General features: G+C 38.6%; 18 protein-coding genes and 1 pseudogene. 8 read left to right on the plus strand and 11 right to left on the minus strand.

Annotated features, from left to right (window positions below):
• Positions 1–3: 3 nt before the first annotated feature.
• Genes LOS73_RS13920 through LOS73_RS13935 form a run of 4 tightly spaced genes read right to left on the minus strand, consistent with a single transcriptional unit; the run spans position 4 to position 4,630 of the window.
• Positions 4–708, minus strand: coding sequence for an acyltransferase (locus LOS73_RS13920; RefSeq protein ID WP_457933857.1), 705 nt, complete (start codon positions 706–708; stop codon positions 4–6).
• A 1-nt stretch (position 709) separates the two neighbouring features.
• On the minus strand, positions 710–2,065 hold the full coding sequence (locus LOS73_RS13925; RefSeq protein WP_033030598.1) for an O-antigen ligase family protein: 1,356 nt from the start codon (positions 2,063–2,065) through the stop codon (positions 710–712).
• Positions 2,058–3,470 (minus strand): lipopolysaccharide biosynthesis protein, encoded by a 1,413-nt coding sequence (locus LOS73_RS13930; protein WP_457933858.1) that lies wholly within the window; start codon positions 3,468–3,470, stop codon positions 2,058–2,060. Before LOS73_RS13930 ends, LOS73_RS13925 begins: the two co-directional genes overlap by 8 nt.
• An 8-nt stretch (positions 3,471–3,478) precedes the next feature.
• Entirely contained in the window at positions 3,479–4,630 is a 1,152-nt protein-coding gene (locus tag LOS73_RS13935; RefSeq protein WP_457933859.1) for a glycosyltransferase, read from the minus strand.
• Between the two features lie 204 nt (positions 4,631–4,834).
• On the opposite strand from LOS73_RS13935, the gene LOS73_RS13940 reads away from it, so the two are divergent.
• On the plus strand, positions 4,835–5,755 hold the full coding sequence (locus tag LOS73_RS13940) for a glycosyltransferase family 2 protein (RefSeq protein WP_007375213.1): 921 nt from the start codon (positions 4,835–4,837) through the stop codon (positions 5,753–5,755).
• Positions 5,756–5,839: 84 nt separating this feature from the next.
• Here LOS73_RS13940 and LOS73_RS13945 read toward each other — a convergent pair whose 3' ends face one another.
• From LOS73_RS13945 to LOS73_RS13955, 3 genes are read right to left on the minus strand one after another with little or no spacing between them, the layout of a single operon-like run.
• Entirely contained in the window at positions 5,840–6,790 is a 951-nt protein-coding gene (locus LOS73_RS13945; RefSeq protein ID WP_457933860.1) for an endonuclease/exonuclease/phosphatase family protein, read from the minus strand.
• Between the two features lie 35 nt (positions 6,791–6,825).
• Entirely contained in the window at positions 6,826–7,278 is a 453-nt protein-coding gene (locus LOS73_RS13950; RefSeq protein ID WP_008135491.1) for a hypothetical protein, read from the minus strand.
• Positions 7,278–9,470: an LruC domain-containing protein gene (locus tag LOS73_RS13955; RefSeq protein ID WP_457933861.1), complete on the minus strand. Its 2,193-nt coding sequence runs from the start codon at positions 9,468–9,470 to the stop codon at positions 7,278–7,280. The genes LOS73_RS13950 and LOS73_RS13955 overlap by 1 nt, the downstream gene beginning before the upstream one ends.
• 430 nt (positions 9,471–9,900) lie before the next feature.
• Here LOS73_RS13955 and LOS73_RS13960 point away from each other — a divergent pair, with 430 nt between their 5' ends.
• Positions 9,901–11,391: a SulP family inorganic anion transporter gene (locus LOS73_RS13960; RefSeq protein ID WP_457933862.1), complete on the plus strand. Its 1,491-nt coding sequence runs from the start codon at positions 9,901–9,903 to the stop codon at positions 11,389–11,391.
• Positions 11,392–11,401: 10 nt separating this feature from the next.
• Positions 11,402–12,253: a universal stress protein gene (locus LOS73_RS13965; RefSeq protein ID WP_008135486.1), complete on the plus strand. Its 852-nt coding sequence runs from the start codon at positions 11,402–11,404 to the stop codon at positions 12,251–12,253.
• A gap of 59 nt (positions 12,254–12,312) precedes the next feature.
• Here LOS73_RS13965 and LOS73_RS13970 read toward each other — a convergent pair whose 3' ends face one another.
• The gene (locus tag LOS73_RS13970) at positions 12,313–13,218 is read right to left on the minus strand and encodes a LysR family transcriptional regulator (RefSeq protein WP_033030582.1); all 906 of its coding nucleotides are present in this window, start codon (positions 13,216–13,218) and stop codon (positions 12,313–12,315) included.
• Between the two features lie 116 nt (positions 13,219–13,334).
• Here LOS73_RS13970 and LOS73_RS13975 point away from each other — a divergent pair, with 116 nt between their 5' ends.
• Together LOS73_RS13975 and LOS73_RS13980 are read left to right on the plus strand one after the other, a co-directional pair.
• Positions 13,335–13,958 (plus strand): glutathione S-transferase, encoded by a 624-nt coding sequence (locus LOS73_RS13975; RefSeq protein ID WP_007375221.1) that lies wholly within the window; start codon positions 13,335–13,337, stop codon positions 13,956–13,958.
• 129 nt (positions 13,959–14,087) lie between these two features.
• A pseudogene (locus tag LOS73_RS13980) lies at positions 14,088–15,416 on the plus strand (IS4 family transposase).
• A gap of 35 nt (positions 15,417–15,451) precedes the next feature.
• Here the strand turns inward: LOS73_RS13980 and LOS73_RS13985 are convergent.
• Positions 15,452–16,120: a DUF2987 domain-containing protein gene (locus LOS73_RS13985; protein ID WP_033028769.1), complete on the minus strand. Its 669-nt coding sequence runs from the start codon at positions 16,118–16,120 to the stop codon at positions 15,452–15,454.
• Complete coding sequence (locus LOS73_RS13990) at positions 16,113–16,919, minus strand: glucosaminidase domain-containing protein (protein ID WP_007375460.1); 807 nt, start codon at positions 16,917–16,919, stop codon at positions 16,113–16,115. The genes LOS73_RS13985 and LOS73_RS13990 overlap by 8 nt, the downstream gene beginning before the upstream one ends.
• Positions 16,920–17,167: 248 nt before the next feature.
• On the opposite strand from LOS73_RS13990, the gene LOS73_RS13995 reads away from it, so the two are divergent.
• Positions 17,168–18,460 (plus strand): anti-phage deoxyguanosine triphosphatase, encoded by a 1,293-nt coding sequence (locus LOS73_RS13995; RefSeq protein ID WP_033028768.1) that lies wholly within the window; start codon positions 17,168–17,170, stop codon positions 18,458–18,460.
• A gap of 109 nt (positions 18,461–18,569) precedes the next feature.
• On the opposite strand, the gene LOS73_RS14000 is transcribed toward LOS73_RS13995, so the two are convergent.
• Positions 18,570–20,726 carry a prolyl oligopeptidase family serine peptidase gene (locus LOS73_RS14000; RefSeq protein ID WP_033038319.1) on the minus strand — a complete coding sequence of 719 codons (2,157 nt, stop codon included), beginning with the start codon at positions 20,724–20,726 and terminating at the stop codon, positions 18,570–18,572.
• 167 nt (positions 20,727–20,893) lie between these two features.
• Here LOS73_RS14000 and LOS73_RS14005 point away from each other — a divergent pair, with 167 nt between their 5' ends.
• Complete coding sequence (locus LOS73_RS14005; protein WP_007375463.1) at positions 20,894–21,208, plus strand: DUF962 domain-containing protein; 315 nt, start codon at positions 20,894–20,896, stop codon at positions 21,206–21,208.
• Between the two features lie 518 nt (positions 21,209–21,726).
• Positions 21,727–24,297, plus strand: a complete 2,571-nt coding sequence (locus LOS73_RS14010; protein ID WP_033028766.1) for a TonB-dependent receptor plug domain-containing protein — start codon at positions 21,727–21,729, stop codon at positions 24,295–24,297.
• The last annotated feature ends 40 nt before the right edge of the window (positions 24,298–24,337 follow it).

A 24,337-nucleotide genomic window follows, 5' to 3' on the forward strand; every position in this document is an offset into this window, starting at 1 on the left:
TTATTATTCCTTGATGTGTTTGACCACTTTAGCCGGATTACCTGCTGCAATAGTAAAAGGCGGAATACTTTTCGTAACAACGCTTCCTGCGCCTATAATTGCCCCCTCGCCTATAGTAACGCCAGCAAGAACAGTCACTCCAGTACCAAGCCACGCACCACGTTTAATAGTAATGTCGCCAATTTGAGACTCATCATCACTCTCCCCAAGTGCTCTTCGTTCACAATCAACTGGATGGCCAGGAAAACCGGCTAAAAAAATACGTCCCGCGAGCCGCACATCATCTTCTAACGTAATATTTCGACCTACCGAAAATGCATTCTGCCAACCTATATCTACATTATTACCAATAACTAAAGTTGGCGTGGTAACGCTACCCATCCGCCCACAAAAAGTTGTGATACCCGACATCCGTACGTTATCGCTGCACTCAATTTTAAGCTCCCCCAAAACTTGTGGCATACCTGAGTAAAGAAACAACTGTTTTTTACTCCCTTTTATCTGACTTTTAAACAGTGGGGTGTAATAAAGTATTCTTAGTAATTCATGGGAAAATGTTTTTAAAAATTGATGTAGGTAATAGAATCCAGAGTGAAATAACGGAATAACCACCATTTGTGGATTGCGAAGATAAGTTGCAAAATAAAACAGCGATTTCGCAACAGGATGAGGGCTATTCTTAAGCCAGTATTTAAAATGTATTAACATACTACGATTCCTTATTGCTTTGTATTGTGAGCTTTTCTAGCGCAATTGTTAGTGCCAGAATAATATATAAAGGCCAAGTAAATGCTTGTGTTAGGAATGTACCAGCAACCATAAACCCAATAATGCCAGCCTTTAATGCATTAGCATTAACAACAACTTGGTGGTTGTAGTTAAGTTTATTAATGCAATAAACTCTCGAAAGACTTCGGTAAATACTGGCAATTAAAACCAGAAATATACATATTCCAACAAAACCTGTTTCACCTAAAACCTGAAACCAGGTGCTATGTACTGCATGATTCTTGCCATCCCAATGAGGACTGTAAAAGTAATAATTTACAAAAAAGTTATCTACACCAACGCCTGTTAAGGGGTTCGACAGCGCCATATTAATTGCCGCTTGCCACGCGTATATTCGACCCATTGCAGATTCATCAACCCCATCTTCTGCAGCTCCACCGCTTTGCCTGTCGCTTATACCAGCAAAAACCATCATAGCTAACATCGCAACACCTGCACACATTGCAACAACGACAGGATTTTTTACTTTTTGATATAAAAAGAAGCTTAAGATAGCCGCAATTCCGAGTACCCCACCACGACTTTGCGTAGCAATAACACCAGAAATAGTAAAAATTAAACCGATTCCTGCAAATATTCGACGGTATTTATTAACTTGTGAATTGAATAACTCAGCGGCTAAAAAAGAAACCGGAAACATTAACACTAAAGATAAATCGTTTGGATCACCCAGTTGTGAGCGATACTCACGAGAAATAGTCACCCGAGTACCTTCAATTAGACCAATGCCATTAATTTTGTTGTTTAAAGCAACCAATGCAACAGCAACACCAGAGATCATGATCCCCATGCGAACAAAACTAAAATGAGAGAACCGTGTTAGCCACCAGCTGATAGCAAACACCATAATAAATACCTTAACCAGTACCCCTATCCAATACTCTATTGCCAGCCCTTTGTTTGTTGCACTAAACACACACACCGTAAGCCAAGCAAACCAAATAACAAAAATCAGATGTGTTGAGCTCCAATGTGGCTTTAAGGTTTTTGAAATAAACAAATGCCATGTAATTCCTAACAGCGAGGCGAGCGCCAACATTTTAGGTATTTTGAGGGGCATTAAAAAAACAAAGGCTTCGTGTAATCTAAAATAACTAAATAGAATAAAAAAAATAATAAATACAGTACTTATCTTAACCGCTAAGTATCCTGCAAATGGCAGCAGTAATAATGCAAATGCAGCAATAGGACCAAATAAAATATACAGCACAAGCGTTAGCGCTGTAATAAGCAACCCATTTATAATTAAACAATGTTTTTTATACCAATTAATCATGCACTCTGCCCTTCAATATGTGATGAATGACATTGCTAATTATTTGATTATATTTATGACAAAGGATCATTAAAAAACAGATAAATGTGATGAGTTGGCAGATTACATATTGTGGAAAGTCAAAAGCACTCATCATATAAATGACTAAAAAACATCCCCAGCTCGGCACAAGGTTTTTTACACTAAACGATAAATATTCAAGCTTTTGACTTATAACAAAAAAAAGTATTGCTTTTAATAACTGGGCTGCCATTAAAGCAATAACAGCACCCAGTACAGCTAATTCAGACACCAAAAAGAAAAGCAGTATCAGTGCTGTTAAAGCACTAATAACATTCACTACAGTGACAAAAAAACCGTTGAATTTGGTATAACAACCAATATTTAATAAATCACTATGGTGTCTTAGTACCACAATCACAATTAAACTCGGTAACAGCCATATATTTAATTGATAGCTATTGGGTAATACTACGGCTAAAAGATGAGGCGCCACTATCGTCATAAACGCACAAAGTAATATGCCAATATCCAAACTAAGTTCGCATAAAAACACATAACGAGTACGATCTTGTGCTAACTCATTAAAACGACGAGAAAACCACCACATTCTAATCGGTTCAAAAGTAAACGACGCCATTAATGCAAACTGCACTGCAACGTAGTATTGAGCTAGTTTTTCTTTACCTACACTTGCTACAATAAACCAGTTTTCAGCACCGTTATTTGCGTATACAAACAATGAAGAGATAATAATGCTTAATAAGAACAGACTATTTTTATAGCTAATATTCCAAGGAATATATTTAAAGCCGATGCTAATCTGCTGAAAAACAACTGATAATGCTATAAATAATACACAAGCACTCGATACAACACCCGACACCATCACACCGGTTACCCCATAGCCTAAATAAAGCAATACAAGCGTACACACAGTTTGAACAATGCCCTGTAGTATAGCTAAAATACAAAACTGCTTAGCCATCTCGTAGTATCTAAAGTAACAAAATAAAATTGAAAGCAGCGATGATAGTGCTAAATTAACAGCCAACAGTTTTATATCTATCAAAGTTAATGAAACAGGCAGTAACGCGCTAAACGGCTCTACAAAGTAAACACATACACACACAAAGATACTGCTGAAAAAACCACATAAAATAAATGCATCTCTAAATAATGCTCGCTTTTTTTGAGGGTTGTTTATTTGTTGCTTAAAAAGTAATTCCGGTAAGCCTAAACATAAAAGTAACGACATAACCGCTGATATTGACACTAAAAAAGTTAGCTCACCAAACTCAGTTTGACTCAAAATACGTGTAGAAATAGGTAATAAAGCAAACCCCAGCACTTTAAGTGATAAGGTAGATAAACCAAAATATGCAATTTGCTTAATTCCATTCATAGTTTCACCTACACAGTTTGAATCCAGTTAGATAGCTTTTTAGCTTGCGAATTTGCATCAAACTTTTTAGTCACTAATTTTTTAGCATTTAGTCCTTTTTCGTATCTTTCATACGGGCTAAGATCACAAAATTCAGTTAAAATTCTTTCGAGACCGCCAATACTAGAAGGCTCACATTTAAACCCAACGGAGTCATTAACAATTTCTTTTGCTCCCATCAGTTCTGTCGTTATTACAGGAATGCCACTGGCCATCGCCTCTTTTAAAACCACAGGACCGGTATCACGGTCACCATTACTAGACACACAAAAAGGAGCCACTAAGGCAGAGTAATCACTGGTGTTTTTTGCTAGCCATGTGGGGCTTTTTGCACCTAAAAACTTAACTTCATTAACAATATTAAGTTCTTCACATAAATAAATTAGATCATTTAATAAAGGCCCTTCCCCTACAATATCTAGCGAAATAGAGTATTTTTTATTTAACTTTTTTATTGCTGGTAATAGAAATTGCAGACCTTTTTTTTCAACTAATCGCCCTACAAATAAGAGCTTTACTGACTCATTTAGACGACTTGGTTTGGCGTTAAACATACTTAAATCGATACCACAGTGCAGTAATTGAACCTTACCTGCGCTGTAATTATTTAGCTTTATCTGCATGTCTTTACATACCGCAACTGAGAAAGCACACAGTGATAATTTAAGTTTTAAATCAGAATCGTTCACGTAAACATCGTGACCGTGCCCTATTGAGGACACGCTAACACCTGCAATTTTGCTGGCAACTATTGAATATGTGAGCGGGGCATGCATGAAATGGCAATGGATATGAGAGATTTTACGAGAATGAATTATCTCAGCAATATTCAGTCCATAACCCATTAGCGATACAAGAGAGATAGCGCTAAATTTACTGGCCAATATGCTACTTTTAAGTGCCATAACAGGGTGTTGTAATGCAAAACTAATAGCAGACTGAGTCGATTTTTTTATTACAATAATACGAACGCTATTATCTAAATTGATGCACTCATTCAAGTTTTCGAACGTCAGCACACTTACTTTATGTCCTGCTTTAACTAAAGCATTGATTTCAGTAACGACAAACGTTTCTGATGGAATGTGAAAGCTGGGGACAACAATACCAATATGTTTCATTTTAAAAACTCCAGATAAACTTAATGTTACTTCGCAAGAACTATGCCCTGCAAAAAACGGCTTAAATGAGCATTAAAAAATCAATATGCGAAGATAAATCGCAATATGCAAACCATTAAACAAAAAATCGCCCCGAAGCGTATTAAAATCGTTGGCGCTTATCTTGCGTAGTCTAACTACCTGAGAAAATGAAGGTTACTTAATATGAGCATTGAAGTAAGCGTTATTATTCCTAATTACAACTGTAAACCCTATTTAGCAAAGGCAATATCAAGCATTGTTAGACAAGAGAATATTAGCTACGAAATACTCGTCGTCGATGATGGTTCAACTGACGGCAGTGTCGAATGGTTAGAAAATCTTCAAAAAACACTGCCTGAAATTAGAGTCATTGCACAACCAAATACAGGGGTTGTAAAAGCGAGAAACAGAGCAATATCTGAGGCTAAAGGCGATTACATTGCCTTTTTAGACGCCGATGATTACTGGACAGACGACAAGTTATACAATCAAATTAACTATATGAAACAAAATAGTGACTGTGTTTTAAGTTTTACTAATTACATGCATGTAAATGAAAAATATGAACCAATTATTGATTGTTTCTCTTATTGGCCGGAGTTCTCAAAATTTATAGATAAAAATAGCACAGGGTATCAAAACCTTAAATCACCTATGGACTTACTCCTATTTGCTAATGTGATAGGCACGTCTTCTGTGGTGGTAAAAAAATCAGCTATCAGCTTCGTTGGAAAATTTGATACTTCACTCAATAGCGCAAGTGATTGGGATTGTTGGTTAAAATTAGCTCGAATTGGTGATGTTGCATTTTCACTTCAAACATCAATGGGCTATTTAATGAGGGCAGGCTCAATCACAGCAAATAGAAAAAATAGACTTAATGCAATGAAAGTAATCATTTCTCGATGCAAAAACGATACTGGATTTGATACAAAGCTTAAAGCTAAAGCGAGAATGTTAGAGTGTTATGGTGAGTACTACAGGGAAATCGGGCTTAAATTTAAAGCCTTACGTATTACAGCGGCTGCTTTTATGTTATTTCCCCACAAACGAAATTTTCAGCACCTATTACATGATATAAAACAGACGATTAAGCCATCGTGAGCAATTTTTATATACCAAAGCCCATTAAATAGCTTACGCAAACCGACTTTTAAAGGCTCAGCATAAAATCCTGAGCCTTTAAGGTTAATCAATAATTAAATCATAACTAAGCATTCTATGATCACTGCCTTTAAAGTCACTCACTGTTAATCTTTGCAAATTAATGCCTTCACTTATTATACAATGATCTATGGCTAAGCCTGTAAAAATAGATCGCCCACGTTCAAAAGGCATAAAGCTCACATACCGCTCACTTTCTCCGTAACACGTTTTACTATCATCCCAATTAAAGTATTGAGACCAAGGGACAATATTTAAGTCACCAGCGATTACCCAAACGCCCTTTTCATTATGTGCTGCCGTGTTTAGTGCTGCTAATAACGTATTTCTATTTTGCCAATGTTGTCTTGACCGTGGGGAAGGAGGATGAGCTACAAAAACCGTGACAATGCGATCTATAAATAAAAACTTCAATTTAATGTAACCTAATCTATCAGCATCCAATTTAACTTGATGCTTATACACCATAGGTATTCGTGATAAAACAACTATGCCATAGGGAATTCCTTCTATCTCTTCATAGCCAAACATATCAGTTGTACTTAAAAATTGGTTCAGTAAATTACGATTTTTGTCGCTGAATTCTTGTAAAATCAACACATCCCATTTTTTTTGCAACAACGTTGCTAAATGAGTTTCTATATATTTATTACTATAGTTTAAGTTTATTTGCTTAACAGATAATACCGGTCCACTGTAGGATGTTGAGCTAGATAGATTAAATAACACAGGGGTAACCCCTACAATACACACAAGCAGTAATGCGGCTCCTAATTTAAATAGTTTGAGGGTAATTAATAGCAGCGCACACACTAACGCAGCTGACAATAATTGTAAGCGCAAAGATACAAACACATCTGCATAAAAATGCTCTAAAGGATTATACGCAAGTGCAATAAATAACAATGCGGCTAACAAAAGAATAATCCGCAAAAAAAATCGTTGCGGATTATTAATACCTAAGGCTCTAAACATAAATTTTTGACCCCGTGAGTGAAAACTTTCAAAGGTTATCGCATTATAAATAACTGTTGCTGTTCGCCTGAATTATATTTCCATGAATATAAAAGTGGCTGAGTAGAGCTATCGTAAAACCAAATTTCGGCTATTAACTCAATATCTTCGCGACTCAATGTAAGCTGTTTTTCAAGCATACTATTGGCCAATGGCCCTCTATAAACGCAGTTATTATAATCTGCCCGCTGTGCTGATATTTTCTTTTGGCACACATTTAAATACGCTCTAACCTCTCCCAGTCCAAGATCAACATCAAGATTAAGTGAGTATTTAGTGGAAAGGTTAAATTGTTCATCAATTTGTAAAGCTGCTATTCCTGCTGGTTCATTTGAACTTTCCAAAGGTAGAGATACCGCTGCCTCAGGAGCTTTTGATTCTTCTGAACCCGAGCCGCCACATGCAATTAAACCTAGTGATAACATTGAAATTATAATAGCGTTATTCATTATTGATCCCCTTTTACAACATTATTAATACTGTAATTATTAAACCATTTTGTTTTTTGCGCACCCGATGACTCTGCAAATTCGGCAAAGCTGCCATAGGCATCAGTTATATCAACACCCTCAAGTGGATGAAGCCATTGCATACCAACTTCCATTGCCCAAGGTAAGCCACTTTCACTAAGGAAATACAAACCTTTACTTTGATCGCTCACATCATCAGAGCCAACATAGTTATAAAATGAGGAGTCAAACGCTTCAGTCGGCGTTTGATTTTTGATATGCACTTCCCAGCTTCTGGATTCTTTTCCTACCAAAAAGTCTCCGTGATAAAAACCATCTGTTGCAAAAATAAAGGGGTCAAGAAGTGTACCTGGAGAGGCTGTGATTGCTTTTGGTAATTTTAATGGAATGGTCATGCTAAATGTGACTTTAACGTTATCATCACAGTTATTTTCTGTTCTAAAGTATTCGCAACCGGACTGTTTAGAAACATACTCCCACGTATCTTGCATAAAAATTAGAATAGCTTCATCGCGGTTTTCTTCTAAATAACGGCCATTTTGCAATTGCCCATCAATAACCAAAGAAATAGCACTCTCATCAACTTCATTTCTTAAAATTGAGAGTGGATTACCATTTACCGTTTCCTTTAGCCTCACAGCAAAGCCATTATGATAGGTCGCACCAATACCTATAAGTTGACCATCTATTTTGTAGCCAACTACACTGCTGCCTTCTATTAGCTGAGTCGTTCTGTAATTTAGTACGACATCATTAAAATCGTAATCACCTGCAAACGGCCATTTATCTTCGTAAGCAAGCGTTACCCAATCACTCTCACCTGGATACACAGCACTGGCAAATGTAGTTACTTCGTAATCTTCAACTTCGCCGCCAAGTACTCCCCCTGTTGCGGTGATAAGCGAGGCTTCGGTACCATCAGTTACTCTAAATCGAGCCCATGTTTGGCCTGACTTTGTATTACTAGGAACACTGACAAGAATACTGTTATCACCCTCATTAAGCTGAAGTTTGGTGACCGTTCGTTCATCTTCACTAAATGCTCCGTTTTGATCCCAATCAAACCATGCATATAAAAAGCTAGTCGCTGATGCCCTAACTATGATTTGGCTATCTTGACCTGCAGATATAGCAGTTACAAAACTAACCCCATCATCCGATCCATCAATCGGAAAATTGACTAAATCAGCTTCTGTATTTATATTTTCGCCATCAACAGAATCTCCTAGATAAATTAACTCACTGCCAGTGCTATTAGGATCAAACAGATGCCTAGCGCCACTTTTTTCAAGACTCGTGTTATACGGTGCTGGTGCATCACCAAAATCAATTGAGCTATCGGTGACTTTAACTTCAGCTATGGCACAACGTGCCCCATCGTTTTGGCTTGATTTAGGGCCTGATGTAAATACGTTAGCAACCGGCGTATAGTCAACAACTGGGCTAATGCTTAAATCAACCTTATGAATTTTACCGCTTTTGTTATTACTGAAATAAAATTGCCCATTAATATCAAAGTATGCAGCTCCAAAAGCCCCAGTATCATCACCAATGTCTACTTGAGTAATAAATCGAGCGGTATTAGCTGCTATGTCTATTTCATGCAAGTCACCATTAGATTCTACAGCGTATAATAAATTACTCTTTGGGTGAAAAGCGAAATCAAATATACCTAGCTTCCATGTATCTGAATCAGGTAGAAGTGTGGCCGTAATAGAGGCATCTAAATCACCATCTAGGTTGATAGAATAAAGACCAAAATTTGGAGTATAAACATAATATGAAGCGCTCTGAGTTCCTTCATCTTCAATGACTTGAATATCACCAACGTAAAAATTTGTTGCAGGAAGACCAGCAACATCTAAACGTTTCATTTCAAAATCATCACCAATTTGCACAACACTACTTGGTAATTGCTTACTAAACCCGTATAAATATTGATCTTTATAATTAAAGCCTATTGCGTTAACACTTTCATTATTAGCCTCATTTGCAAACGTCAGCTCTGTCGTTAAAACGGTAGGTTTAGCAGACACTAAATCTATTCCATACAGTTGTGCTTTTGAGTTTTGCATTAAAAAAGCCTGACTTGGACATTCATCAAATGGCTGACTTAAAACAGCACACGGAACTAGTGATAAAAGTGCTGTGGATAATTGGGTTAATTTCATAATTAGTTGCCCTTATTTATTAAGTAAATAAATCAGTGCAGACTTCATTCCAAAATTTAGTACATTGAATTCTTTATAAAAAAATAAAATAGAGCGATTTCTATGCATGTTGCAACTCTATTAATTTGCATTATGCGAATTAATACCGTGTTTATAAAATAGATATGACGGAAAAAGTTCTAAGCATAAGAGGTGTTAAAATCATTAGTATCGCAAATAATCCAGCTAGCTTATGAACTCTATAAATACCAAGATCTTAACTTTTCATCTAACCATAGGTGCTTTTTAAAATTTAAATGCCCTTAGGTAATCTATCTTCCTTGTTTGTCAGCGCTTTATCTGTAAGCTTTATTTAGGTGTGCGAGAATCACTGTTATTTAAATAAAATATTCCCTTATACTTTGGGAAACTAACTCATTAGGTTATTTACATGTTTGATCACGTAAAAAGAGATTGGCTCTCTAATGTTCGTGGCGATGTGCTTGCTGGTATTGTTGTGGCGCTTGCCCTAATACCTGAAGCGATTGCCTTTTCTATTATTGCCGGTGTTGATCCAAAAGTAGGTTTATACGCCTCATTTTGTATCGCCGTTATTATTGCCTTTGTAGGCGGACGTCCTGGCATGATATCGGCAGCCACCGGTGCAATGGCACTGTTAATGGTGACGCTAGTTAAAGATCATGGTTTGGAATACTTACTGGTTGCTACCTTACTCACTGGTGTACTACAAATATTTGCAGGCTTTTTAAAGCTCGGTGAATTAATGCGCTTTGTATCGCGCTCTGTTGTAACAGGGTTTGTAAACGCGCTGGCGATTTTAATATTTATGGCGCAGTTACCTGAGCTGACTAATGTTACTTGGCATGTTTATGCGATGACCGCAGCGGGCTTAGGTATTATTTACTTATTCCCATATATTCCAACTATTGGCAAAATACTTCCCTCTCCTTTAGTGTGTATTGTTGTTATTACACTGGTTTCAATATTTTTAGGTCTTGATATAAGAACCGTTGGCGACATGGGCGAACTGCCAGACACTCTACCTATATTTTTATGGCCCGATGTCCCCCTAACACTCGAAACACTGCAAATTGTATTACCGTATTCAATTGGTCTTGCTGTTGTCGGCTTACTTGAGTCAATGATGACCGCCACTATTGTTGATGACTTAACTGATACAACGAGCGATCGTAATAAAGAATGTAAGGGCCAAGGTATTGCTAATATTGGCGCAGGCTTATTTGGTGGTATGGCGGGTTGCGCTATGATTGGGCAATCAATTATTAACGTTAAATCGGGTGGTCGCGGCAGGCTTTCTACCTTTATTGCAGGCACATTTTTAATCATTATGGTGGTGTTTTTAGATGAGTGGCTGCAGTTAATTCCTATGGCAGCCTTAGTTGCCGTAATGATTATGGTATCGATTGGTACATTCTCTTGGACCTCTGTTAAGGATTTAAAAAAGAACCCGCTTTCATCAAACGTAGTGATGATTTCTACCGTTATTGTGGTTGTTGCCACGCATAACCTAGCCATTGGCGTTTTAGTTGGTGTGTTGTTAGCTACGTTGTTTTTTGCCAATAAAATTGGTCGCTTTATGGTGGTTAAAACCAAGCATGATGAAAGCAACGATAAAATAACCTATGAAGTCGTTGGCCAAGTATTTTTTGCCTCAGCTGAGCAATTTATTGCATCGTTCGATTTTAAAAATGCGGTTTCTAACGTCGTAATTGATTTAACCCATGCACATTTTTGGGATATAACTGGTGTATCGTCACTCGACAAGGTGGTCATTAAATTTAGGCGTGAAGGCGCAACGGTTAATATTATTGGTATGAATAGCGCAACCGAAACTGTAATTGATAAATTTGGTGTGCATAACAACCCTGAAGAAGTCGAAAAACTACTTGGCGGACATTAAGGAGAATGCAATGACTAAAATAATTACCTATGTAGATGGCTCAGCCATTACTAAAAATGTAACCGACGCTGCTATTTGGGCTTCAAAAAAGCTAAATAAACCAATTAGCTTTGTGCATACAATTGAAAAAACGCAGCAAACTAATATCGGCGACTACTCTGGCAGCATTGGGCTTGGTGCGCATTCGACACTTCTTGATGAAATGACCAAGCTTGACGAACAACGCTGCAAAGTAAGTTTAAAAATGGCTGACGAATTATTAAACTCAGTAAGTGAGCATGCTAAATCGGCAGGTATTACTAATTTTGAATTAATTAAGCGCCACGGTGATTTGCTCGATACCGTTATAGACTTAAAAGACGACACACGCCTTATTGTTATTGGCCAAAATGGTGCTGGACATAGTAATAGCTTTGCGGTGCTGGGCTCACATATAGAAACCTTAGTGCGCAATGCAACACAACCTATTTTGCTTATTCCAGAAACATTTAAACAACCTAAATCATTTATGATTGCGTACGACGGCCGCGAAACAGCCGACAAAGCGCTACAACAAGTGATTGATGGCGGCTTGTTACATGGTTTGCATTGCCATTTAGTGAGTATTAAAAATAACGAAAAAGACCTTGAAGAAAAATTTGTTAATGCACAGCACAAGCTTATCAGTATGGACTTTGAAGTGTCGGCAAGCTTTTTAGAGGGCAATATTTTTGACTCGTTAATGCAATATAAAGAGCAAAATAATGTAGAACTAATTGTAATGGGTGCATTTGGGCACTCTAAACTAAGGCAGTTTTTTGTGGGCAGTAACACCATTAAAATGCTCGAAAACAGCGATGTGCCTGTGGTTATTTTAAAGTAGGTAGCTATTTTAAATAAGTTTAAAATCAATCTTAAAAGCCTAAAATCACTTAACTGATTTTAGGCTTTTGTTTTTGGCCTAGCTTCAAACTTTTCAAATAAAAACTGAATAAACGACGTGACCTTTTGAGCCACAAACTTTCTATGCGGATAAATAGCAAATAAGCCAAACTCAAAGGTTTTATAGCCTTGCATAACCTGCACAAGCTTGCCCGATGCAATATCGTCTCTCACCACTATTTCAGGGATTAAGCCAATACCGCCACCCGCTACAACCACCTCTTTTACTGCTTGCGGATTATTAACCGAAACACGCGAGTTTACGTTTGCCGTTAATGCCTCACCAGTAGGTGAAACAAGTGGCCAATGGCGACCTATTTTAAAGTTACTATCAATCACTGTGGCGTGTTGTTCAAGCTCATCAACACTCGCTGGTGCGCCAAAGCGGTTTATATAATCTGCCGACGCACATAAAATTAAAGGGTAACTGGTAATTTGCCTCGCGATTAAATTAGAGTCAGACACACTGCCAATTCTAATTGCTAAATCAACCCCCTCTTCTAGCAAATCAATTGTTTTGTCTGAAAGCACTAAATCAATACTTAAATCAGGATAACGGCTCAGTAATTCAGGCATTAACGGCGCAAGGTTTGATTCACCAAACGACACCGGCGCACTCACCCTAAGTTTGCCGCTAGCAAGCGCTGTTTGACCCGATAAGTTATCGAGCATTTCACTGTAGCTTTCAATTACAGGTACTACGCTTGTGTAATAACTTTGCCCCGCTTCGGTAATCGAAATTCTGCGCGTGGAGCGGTTAAATAATCTAACCCCTAAGTCTTGCTCTACAATGCCCACGTATTTACTAACCAGCGCCTTTGAAAGCCCTAGTCTGTCGCCTGCGGCTGTAAAAGAGCCTGTTTCAACAACCGCTATGATTGTTTTAATGCCAATAATAGTATCCATGATTGTCAATATAGCATTGACATTAATTCCTTACTAGCTCGGTTTTTCAAAACGGATAATAGTGAAAGAATAGCGTTATTAAAAATCACTATTTAAAATTAAAAACAGGACAACCCATGAGCAACCTAACGCTATACCGTTTTACTTTATCTGGTCATTCACATCGTGCAGAATTATTTACATCGCTTTTAAAGCTTGATGTAAATATGGTTGATGTTGCATTGCAAAACGGCGCACAAAAACACGCTGACTTTCTAAAAATGAATATTTTTGGGCAAGTACCGGTACTTAAACATAACGATGACATTATTAACGATTCAAACGCTATTTTACTGTACTTGGCACAAAAGTTTGATGCTAACAGAACCTGGTACCCAGAAGATATTACGGTGCAAGCGCACATTCAGCGCTGGTTGAGCGTTGCTGCAGGGCTTGTGGCTTCAGGACCGTGTGCAGCGCGTTTAGTTTCGGTATTTGGTGCAGAGCTTGATCATCAAAACGCGATAAACATTGCCCACACATTATTTAAAACAATGGATGCGTACTTACAAAATCGCGAGTACTTAGTAGGCACTCAGCCTACTATTGCCGACATTGCCAATTTTTCGTACATAGCGCACGCACCAGAGGGTGGCGTATCACTTGAACAATACCCAAATATTTTAAGATGGTTAAACAATGTACGTAAACTTGATGGTTTTATAGCAATGCCTGAAACAAAAGCGGGTTTACTCGCTTAGTTTTAAGTTTTTAATACTATTTTTTAAGAGGCTATTAAGCCTAATGCCGATCAGTTAAGAAAATGATCGGTTGACCGATCCAAACGATCATGCAAAATCCGTAATAGGAAACTAACTACGGATTTTTTTGTGAATATAGAACAAGCACTGCAAGCAACACTTGAAGAAAGCAGCCGATACCATACCTTTGAAAAATTATCAGAAATTCTTGACCCTGAAATCATTGAACAAGGCTTTCAACAAGCAGGGATTGCAACCGTTCGTAAGCGAAGATTACCGCTTTAGGCCGTTTTGTGGTCAGTTATTGGCATGGCATTGTTTCGAAAAGAATCGGTTTGGAATATCGCTAATAAGCTAGATATCATGTTACCTGGCAAGAACCAACTCGTTGCTCCAAGTGCGATGGTACAGGCGAGACAAAGGTTAGGTGATGATTCCGTTAAACACGTTTCCAATAAATCTGCTCAATCAATGTATAAGCAACAGTCATTCGAAACATGGAATGGTTTGAACCTATTAGCTGTTGACGGTGTTGTTTGGCGAACAGCCGACACGCCTGATAATCGTAAAGCCTTCTCTTCTGGTAGCAACCAATACGGTGATACAGCCTTTCCTCAAATACGCATGGTCTGTCATATGAAATTGACCAGCCATCAACTGCTCAGTAGCGAGTTTGATAACTATAAAACCAACGAGATGAAATTAGCTGAGCGTTTAATTGAACGTACACCGGATAATTCACTGACTATGTTTGATAAAGGATATTATTCTTTAGGCCTGTTAAATCGTTGGCACCAAACTGGAAAAATGAGGCACTGGCTGATACCAGCAAGACCCGACTTACAGTATGAAATCATCTCCAGCGCGGGTAAAAATGACCATATCATTGAATTGAAAACAACAAAGCATGCACAAAAAAACTTTCCCGATGTTCCTGAAACGATTAAAGCGAGATTAATCAGTAAAACAATAAAGGGTAAAAGCTACCGTATACTAACCTCGATGACGGATAGATTGCGTTATCCAGGTAATGAAATAGTTGAATTATATTGTCATCGTTGGGAGATAGAACTTGGGTTTAGAGAAATCAAACAAACCATGCTTGATAGCGCATATCATTTGAGAAGTAAACGTCCAGACATGGTGCGTCAGGAGCTATGGGGCGTGTTACTCGCCTATAATTTAATACGAAGAATAATGACGATGGCGGCGACAGTTACAGGGATATGGCCTAACCAGCTTAGTTTCTCTAGCAGTTCGATGGCTGTCATTCAGTATTTCTCGTCAGTATCTATAATGAGTCCAGGGAATATTCCAATACACTGGCGGCACTTACTCAATACACTGGTCTTATTTAAGCTTCCAGCTAGACGAGAGGATAGAAGATATCCCCGATGGGTTAAGCCAAAACCGTCTAAGTATCCCCATAAAAAGAAAAACGCCAGTCAGCTTAACTGACTGGCATTAAGCTAAATGCCGCTTTTGTATGTGGGCTACTTAACAATCCAAGGCGTTACTTTAATAACCTGCGATATATCGCCAAGTGCTGCGGTATCATCTTCCCAGTTATCTTCAACTGCAAAATAACACACAGACTTTTCGCACGTTATGCTCTTATCATCAAATTGCATTGGGCTTTTAAATGTAACTGCTACGCCCTTTTGCTCTGGTAATAAAAACCACATTAATTTACTTATAAAAAAGCCCGACAGATCAGTTAACAGCTCATCAAGTTCTTCGTTAATGGCATATAACGACTGCTTTGAAAGCGCTAAACCTTCAAGTTCATTTGCTTCTATTTGTAACTTTAATTGGCAATCATGTTCAGGGTTTTGTGGCTGAACAACAATCACCGCTTTATCGCTATCAAGTTGTTTATCGAACGGTAATAGTAGCTGTGCTTTATCGGTAAAGTTGAGCGGATACTCGTTTTTTTCGGTTAAAATAGTACCGCTTTTTATTGCGCACGCTTCGTTAGTTGCTATATCACTTATATAAAAGTTAACTCGCGCATATTGAAAATCGCCTTTGTTAACTACCTTTAAGCGATCGTAAAAACCGTCGTACGACATCACAAACTCTCTCGCATTGGCGTTAAATACCGTCGTACTAAGCAACAACAACGAGATAACACTCACGCAATTTAGAATACGTTTATTCATCAAAGTAAGCTCTATTTTGGTTGATCATAGTGTTCAATTCTTCAATGTACGCTTCACCACGTTCAGAATATGACATTAAACCCTGCGTTAGTTTTGTCGCCTTGATCTGCTTTTGTTCAAGGCGTAAATTTTCGCGAATCGCGCGTAAATCTTTATAAGCAGGATGCGTGTTGATATTTTTAAAGTAAGAATTTATAGCCGCTCTTACCGACTTAAACGCAGCCACTTCATGCACAGCACCTGTATTACGGCGTCTTGGCACCATGCCACAACCTTTTGAATAACACCACTGACCAAAAAAGTTAAGGCCAATACGTGCAAAACGCGATGTGCCCCACGCAGATTCATTCGCTGCTTGCATAAGCGCTAATTCTTTAGGAATTATATCAACACGACGTAGTGCTTGTGTAAGTATTAGCGTATCAATCGTGGTTGGTAAGCCGTACGACTTTAAAATTTTAACAATATCTTTGCTTTGTTTAGATTGCAGTGGCTCGTTATCCTCAAGCATCATGCGTGCTATTTCAAGCTTAGCGCGTTGCTGTAGTATTTTTTTATTTTCGGCTTCAACGTGCGGACGAATAAAGCTAAAAAATGCATGTTTTTTTTCTTTAACATCACTAAATTCTGAAAACTTTGGCAGTTTTACATTATGTAATGGTTTTTCTTTTTTCTTCACTTTTTTTGGTTGTTCTGACGTTTGTTCTTCCGATTCAACATCGTCACTTTGTATAAACGGATATGCAAGCGCCCATACAAAAAACACGGTTAGTAAAAGCTTAAAAATCGTTTTTAACATGTATTCTCTCTTTGAAACAACAACTATGCATGGTTTATACACAAGCATACGAAGGCGCATTATACCTAAGCCACTTTATAAACGCGAATAACTGGGGTTTGATGACCTTTTACGGTTGAATTTTCAGCAGTGTATTTGGGTTTTAGATAAAACAGAGCCTATGTAGTGCATTTGTTCATTCGCAATTTATAAGTGCATGGGTATACTGAGCAAAGTTTAATAATATTAACTATGTGTGAGTAAGCAGTATGGATAAACAATGGCAAAGCCGAATAATAGAGCAATATAAACATCGTCCTAACGATAACCGCTCGCCGTGGCAGGTCGATCGTTCGCGTATTATTCATGCCGCTGCATTTAGGCGTTTGCAAGCTAAAACTCAAATTATGGGCATTGGCCTAAACGACTTTTACCGCACTCGCCTTACCCACTCTTTAGAAGTATCGCAAATTGGTACCGGCATATTGCGCCATTTAAAAGCGCAACATAGCGACTTTACGCACTTTCCATCAACTGGACTGCTCGAAACACTGTGTTTGGCGCACGATATTGGTCATCCACCTTTTGGCCATGGTGGCGAAATAGCGCTAAATTACATGATGCGCGATCACGGTGGTTTTGAAGGTAACGCACAAACACTGCGCATAGTTGCAAAACTTGAGCCCTACAGTAATGGGCACGGCATGAACCTAACTCGTCGTACTTTATTAGGTTTTATAAAATACCCCGCGTTTATTAATACGCTTTGGCATACCATTCCCGATGCCACAACCGGTCGTGCATTTATAAAAGCGGATGATTGGCGACCTGCCAAAGGGTTATACAACGACGATGCAGCCATATTCAATTGGATAGTAGAACCACTGAGTCAAAACGATAAAACATTGTTAGGTAACCATGGCGCTATTGATAAGTACCGCGCTAAAACAACGTATAAATCGCTCGACAGCGCCATAATGGAACATGCCGACGATATAGCATACGCCGTACACGACTTAGAAGATGCCATTGCAACCCACGTACTCACATTAGACGATTGGCAAACCCATGCTCTGCCCCATTTAAAAGCACTAAACTTTGACTGGCTAAACGACATGCTTGAATCGCTGACCCAGCGCTTGTTTTCAAAAAATGATTATGAGCGAAAAGATGCCATAGGTGAGCTGGTTAATACCTTTATTATTCATATACATTTGGATATTCAAAACGATGACTTTGAATGCCCTATTTTAAAGTATACCGCTAAATTAGATGCCCAATACGACAGTGTATTGCAAATACTTAAGCATTTTGTGTTTCAACGTTTAATACGCGACCCCGAAATGCAGCAAATAGAATTTAAAGGTCAAAACTTACTTATAGAGTTATTTACCGCGTTTGCTAGCGATCCGCTGCGTTTATTGCCCGAAACAACACAAGCACAATACATAGAAGCGCAAAAGCAAAACCAAGGTATGCGTATAATTTGCGATTACTTAAGCGGAATGACCGACGAGTACGCTTATAAAACGTATCAACGATTGTTTTCACCTATGCAATAGCTAACTGCTAACTGCTAACTGCTAACTGCTAACTACTAACAAACATTAAAAAGGCCGAGTAAATTTAATTTACTCGGCCTTTTTAGTTTTTATATTTAGTTGGAACGTTTTATAAAGATTTTACGCCCATGTTGTACAACGTAAAACCAAATATATCAGCGTACTGCTCAATTGTTTTACTCGTTGGTGTACCTGCACCATGCCCCGCATTGGTTTCTATGCGAATAAGCGTTGGGTTATTACCTGTTTGCTTTGCTTGAAGCTCAGCTGCAAACTTAAACGAATGCGAAGGAACAACACGGTCATCATGATCGCCAGTTGTGATCATAGTAGCTGGATACTCAACACCTGCTTTTACATTATGAAGTGGTGAATAACCTTTAATGTATTCAAACATTTCTTTGCTTTGCTCACTAGTGCCGTAGTCGTATGCCCAACCAGCGCCCGCAGTAAATGTATGGTAGCGCAGCATATCAAGTACGCCTACAGCAGGAAGAGCCACCTGAAATAAGTCTGGGCGCTGCGTCATTACGGCGCCAACCAATAAGCCACCGTTAGATCCACCGCGAAGTGCTAAGCGTTTTTTAGAGGTGTACTTTTTATCTTTTAAGTACTCAGCCGCGGCTATAAAGTCGTCAAACACATTTTGCTTTTGCAATTTAGTGCCTGCATTATGCCAGTCTTTACCGTACTCACCGCCACCGCGAATATTAGCAACGGCGTATACACCACCTTGCTCAAGCCATACTGCATTAACGGGGCTAAAGCTTGGCGTTAAACTAATATTAAAACCACCGTAACCGTATAAAATTGTAGGGTTTGAACCATCAAGCTTAATGCCTGTTTTATAGGTAATTACCATCGGTATTTTAGTACCGTCTTTTGATGTGTAAAACACCTGCTCAGACGTGTAATCATCACTATTAAAATCAATAGCCGACTTACGATAAACACCCGATTCACCCGTAGTTACGTCAAACGTATAAGTAGTACCTGGTGTTTTGTAGTTAGTGAACGAATAATAAAGCGTTGTTTGATCTTTTTTACCGCCAAAACCACGTGCTGTACCCACGCCTGGCAATGTAATTTCGCGAATTAGCTCGCCTTTTTTGTTGTACTGTTTTACCTGCGAAATCGCATCAACCATGTAGTTTGCAAAAAAGGTATCGCCGCCTTTTGTAAGGTTTAGTACGTTTTTGGTTTCAGGAATTAAATCAACCCAATTTTCTGGGCTTGGGTTGCTTGCATCAACTGTCACTACTTTTTTGTTTGGTGCATTAAGGTTAGTAACTAAAAATAGCTTGCTGCCTTCGTTATCAATCACTGATGTATCTGAATCAGTATTTCCAACAACCGTTACAAACTCACTGTTTTGCTTTGTTAAGTCTTTTATAAACAGCTTATTACCTGAGGTTGACGTACTAGCTGAAATAAGTAAGTAGCGGCCGTCATGAGTTACATCAGCGCCTACATAGCGATGTTTCTGCTCATCAGTTTCACCAAATACAACACTATCAGCAGACTGAGCAGTACCTAGCTTATGGTAATACGCTTTATGCTGATCTGTTTTAGCCGAAAGCTCACTGCCTTTAGGTTTCTCGTAACTTGAATAATAAAAACCTTCGTTGCCAAGCCACTCTATGCCACTAAACTTAACATCAACAAGTGCTTCTTCAACTTGTTCTTTAGTATGTGCATCAATAACTATAATTTTACGCCAGTCGCTACCACCTTCAGATATTTGATATGCGAGCAACGAGCCATCTTTGGAAAACGATAAACCCGACATAGACGTCGTACCATCGTCACTAAACTTGTTTGGATCTAAAAATACTTCAACGTTGCCGCCCTCTTTACTGCGGTACAAAACATATTGATTTTGCAGGCCATCGTTTTTATAAAAATAGGTGTAATCGCCTTCAGTAAAAGGAGCGCCTATTTTTTCGTAATTCATTAGTTTTTCAAGGCGCTGCTTTAACTTATCGCGATAAGGTATTTGTTCTAAATAAGAAAACGTTAAATTGTTTTGCGTTTTAACCCAATCGGCAGTTTCTCTGCTCATATCATCTTCAAGCCAACGATATGGATCCGTCACCGATTCTTCAAAGTAAGTGTCTACCACTTCACCTTTTTTAGTCTCTGGGTACACAATTGTATTTACTTGTTTCATTGATACTTTTACTTCTTCTTGAGTTACTGTATTAGTTGGCTCTGAACAACCGCTAAGTGCCATAAGTACAGCACATGTTAAAGTTTGCTTAAACATGGTGAGTTCGGTTCTTATTTATTATTAATAGCATAAGAAGTTATTAACTTTTAATCCTTTTGTCTATTAAGATGCGTTCAATGCTATTTGTCGTTGTAAACAAATGTAAAGGTGCGCTTTAATAGCCCACAATCTTCATAAAATAAAAAACAATAAAAGAGCACGCAATGCAAAGTACAAACCCCACATTTAAAAGTTTTAAAGCCTTCTACCCTTATTATTTAAAAGAGCACCGCAACGTTATTTGCCGCCGCTTACATTTTATAGGAAGTACACTGGTTCTTGCTGTAAGCGCAATAGCATTAATAAAACAACAATACAGTTTATTATGGCTATTACCTGTTATTGGATATGGGTTTGCGTGGGTCGGGCATTTCTTTTTTGAAAAAAACCGCCCTGCTACTTTTAAACACCCTTTTTACAGTTTGTGGGGAGATTGGGTAATGTTTAAAGATATGCTTGTAGGAAAAATTAAATTTTAACACTATTTTTAGCACTCTTTTTTATACCAATTACTTATAAAAACAAAATTACTTCATGCTTTAGAGTATAGGTTCTAATAAGTAGTACATAATTTATAAACCACTCATTAAATGTTAATTTAGTTAACATTTAATGGGTGGTTTTGTATTTTACATTTTTTAAAAATATTTATAGCTCAACAGCTGTTTATTGCCAGCCCAATAAAAACGGCTTCCTACTCTCAATTAATTAAAGCCATCAACCTCATCTTACCAGTTAACTAAACGTTAAATTTAACTTTTAAATATAATTCATTATTCATCAATTACTTAGCAATCACCTTAGCTATATAACTAAAACAATGGTCATTATAAAAAACAACCAAATGTAATTATAAAAATCCCTAGATTAATTGAATGTTATTCAATTGACTGACTTTGTTAATTAAGTATATGTTCAAAGTAACAAAGAGGTTTACCCACTTTTTTGTATAAAAAAATAGAATAATTCAATGGGTTTCGAATGAGGGAAATAGAACATGAATAAAAAGCCATTATTTCAATTACAGACATCGGTACCACAAATATTACTCGCCATGAGCGCCTCTGCTGCACTACTGGGTTCGCTCTCAGTAAATGCTGCAGAGCAAAACACCAAAGCAGAAGAAAATATTGAACAAATAAGCGTCATAGGCTCTCGCCGATTAGGTCGTACAGTAGAAGATAGTTCAGTGCCTATTGATATTATAGGTGCTGATGCACTCAATAATTCAGGTTTTACTGAAACGAATGCCCTGCTTAGCAGTTTATTACCAAGCTTTAACTTTCCGCAGGCATCCCTTACAGATGGTAGCGACCATGTGCGCCCTGCCCAACTTCGTGGCTTAGCACCCGATCACACACTAGTGCTTGTTAATGGCAAGCGCCGCCACAGTAATGCACTGCTTAACCTAAATGGCTCAACGGGTCGTGGTTCATCATCGGTTGATTTAAATGCGATACCAGCAAATGCTATTGCCCGCATTGAAGTATTACGTGATGGTGCAGCAGCGCAATATGGCTCTGATGCTATAGCCGGTGTTATTAATATTGTGCTTAAAAGTGCCAGCAGCGGTGGCTCGTTTTCAGCAAACTATGGCGCTAACGTTACTGAAATGGATGGTGTACCACAGCTAAAGTCAGTATCTGAAGGCAGTGATGGTGATTTAGCCTTTACCGAGGGTAGCGATCGCTCGTTAACCGACGGTCAAACATTAACCCTACAAGGTAATATGGGTTTTGAACTAGGCGATAATGGCTTTTTAAACATCTCAACAGAATACCGCGATCGCCATTCAACTAACCGCTCAGACTACGACCAACGTGAAAACTATGCACGATTAGAAGATGGCTCACTCGACCCACGCGAACTGACCGTAAATCGATATAACCATAATTTTGGTAATGGCGATGTTGAAGACTTCTCTATTTTTTACAACGCAGGTTACCAGTTAACAAACAACGCCGATTTATATTCATTTGGCTCTTACAGCAAACGTGAAGGCGAAGGCGGCGGGTTTTATCGTCGCGCAAGCGATAGTCGTAACGTAGAAGAGATTTATCCTGATGGTTTTTTACCGGTTATTACCTCAGATATAAATGACTTTTCATTAGCTCTGGGTGTTAAAGGTTTTGTAAGCGAATGGAATTACGATGTATCAGCCGTATATGGTCAAGATGCATTTGAATTTGGTGTTACCAACAGCTTAAATACTTCATACGGCCCTACTAGCCAAACAAGCTTTGATGCCGGAACACTTACTTACGATCAACTTACCTTAAACGTTGATTTTAGCCGTGAAGTAGACGTCAGCTTTTTAGAAAGCTCTGTAAACGTAGCTGTAGGTGCTGAGTATCGCCGCGAAGGTTACCAAATAGATGCAGGCGAAGAAGCCTCATACGCACAAGGCACATTTGGCCCAGGCGGTGCAGTAACCGACCCTGTTGATGGCCCATTTGGCGCAGCGGGATCACAAGTTTTTCCTGGATTTACACCGGAATCCGAAGGTGATAATAGCCGTCATAACGTGAGCTTATATATAGACCTTGAAACTTACCTTACCGATGATTGGAACCTAACAGTTGCCGCTCGTTACGAGGATTACTCAGACTTTGGCGATACCGTTAATGGTAAAGTTGCAACTCGTTACTCATTAACTGAAGACTTAGCACTACGCGCCTCTGTTTCTACTGGTTTTAGAGCACCTTCTTTGCAGCAACAATACTTTACCTCAGTGGCCACTGTATTTGTTGATGGTGAACCAACCGAAACCGGTACCTTTGCACCAAGCAGCGATGTAGCAAAAGCACTGGGCTCGCCGGGTCTTGATGCTGAAGAAGCCACAAACTACGGCGTTGGTTTTACATGGTCTACCGACTTTAATTTCAGCTTATCGGTTGATTACTACCAAATATTAATTGATGACCGCATTGTGCTATCAAACAACTTATCGGGCGCTGCTATTGAGCAACTTCTTGAAGGTACAGGCGCTAACCAAGGTCGTTTTTTCTTAAACGCAATTGACAGTAAAACGCGCGGTGTTGATGTTGTAGCTTCTTATAATGTACCAACCGATGGTTACGGCGATGTTGCCTTTAACTTAGGTTATAACTACGGTAAAAATGAAGTTACCGATATAATTGACCCACCAGCAGCTCTGCAAGGTGCTGGGTTTGATCAAGACAACTTATTCTCTGGTAACGAACTACGTCGTTTTGAAGTAAGTACACCGCGTAATAAATACAATTTAAGTGCAACATGGAATATGGATCAATGGCGCACCACGCTTAGAACAACGCGTTACGGTGAAACACAAGACCCTTCAGATAACCCAGAACGTAACGAAGTGCTTAAACCTAAATGGATAACTGACTTAGATGTGGCCTACTCGCTTACTAGCAACGTATCGCTGAGCTTAGGGGCTAATAACATTTTTGATGTTTACCCAGACGCAACCCGTGAAAATGTTGACGATTTAACAACCTTCTCGCGTTTATTTGCTTACTCTAGCTTCTCAGCGTATGGATTTAACGGACGCTACGTGTACGGTAAAATAGAAATGAAGTTTTAATAAGCACAGCTTAAAGTAACCAAACACACAAAAGCCACCG

The organism is Pseudoalteromonas sp. SCSIO 43210 (assembly GCF_054133285.1).